A 1,186-nucleotide genomic window follows, 5' to 3' on the forward strand; every position below is an offset into this window, starting at 1 on the left:
GGTCGTAACCCCGGTCGGCAAGCCGCTGCGCGTAGGCGGTACCCAGGCCGGCGGACGCGCCGGTGACGACAGCGGTCTTGTTCTGCGTGGTCATGGGGTCGATCTCATTTCTGGTCTGACGGTGAGTAGGGGGTCGAAGCGTCGCGTCGACCACTTTAGATTACGATAGATATCTAAAGTGGTCCAGTCAACCGCCCTGACGCCGTCAGTAACGGCCGCGACCGGAGACCGATCGACGTGCACGCGGGCTGACGAGTCGCCGGCCGGCCGCCAGCCCGGCACTTCGCGTATGATAGATGCACTTCATTATCTAAGGTGGGCAGGTGGCTGATGAGTCGCGTTTCGCAAGCACAAGCGATCGAGAACCGCAGGCGCGCGGTCGCCGCGGCCTCTCAGCTCTTCCGGGAGCGGGGCGTGAACGGCATCAGCGTCGCCGACCTGATGAAGTCCATCGGGCTCACCACGGGCGGCTTCTACAAGCAGTTCCCCTCCAAGGAAGCCCTGATCAGCGAGGCCGCTCAAGCCGCTTTCGGAGACCTTGACCTACTCCTGGCTTCGTTCGACACGACCCACGGCGATCACGAGACCGCGCGCGGTGCCCTTGTCGACTTCTACCTGTCGGCCGAGCACCGCGACCAGCCCGGCACCGGTTGCCCCACCGCGGGATTCGCGGGGGACATGGCTCGCGAGCCCACAGCCGGGGAGGTGCGCGAAACGTACGCAGCCGGAGTCCAGGACTTCGCCGCGTGGATGTCTACCGACACCGACGACGGCCTTCCCATGGTGGCCACCCTGGTCGGCGCGATCCTGCTCGCTCGGGCCACTGCGGGCACAGAACTGTCGGAGAAGATCCTGGAGTCGACCCACAAAGCCCTGACCGCACCAGACGGGCCCGACCCGGAATCCTGACCACGGGCTGGACGGCTGGTTACAGGGCCGGATCTCGGCGGACAGGAGCAGATCGACGACGACGTCGTCGCACGTGCACGTCTGCGGCGCGGACGTGCGCGCCCTGCGCTTCCCGGACCGCTCCCCCGCCCGCAACGGCGCAACCGCGCTCAGCTCACTCGGGCGACCTCATACGAAATGCGGGGCCGGGGACGCTCTCGATGTCCTTCGCTTGCACCGGGTGGTCGTGTTCGCACCGAATCTGGACGTCGACGTGCGCACCGCACTCGCGGTGCCG

Annotated in this window: 2 protein-coding genes; both read left to right on the forward strand. The window is 66.9% G+C overall.

From position 1 onward, the window contains the following. The first annotated feature begins 330 nt into the window (after positions 1 to 330). On the forward strand, positions 331 to 909 hold the full coding sequence (locus tag AB0I77_RS53735; RefSeq protein WP_363290357.1) for a TetR/AcrR family transcriptional regulator: 579 nt from the start codon (positions 331 to 333) through the stop codon (positions 907 to 909). A gap of 73 nt (positions 910 to 982) precedes the next feature. Next, positions 983 to 1,186 (forward strand): hypothetical protein (locus tag AB0I77_RS53740; RefSeq protein ID WP_363290358.1); only part of this gene is annotated, 204 nt, incomplete at its 3' end.

The organism is Streptomyces sp. NPDC050619 (assembly GCF_040654815.1).
Taxonomy (GTDB): Bacteria; Actinomycetota; Actinomycetes; order Streptomycetales; family Streptomycetaceae; genus Streptomyces.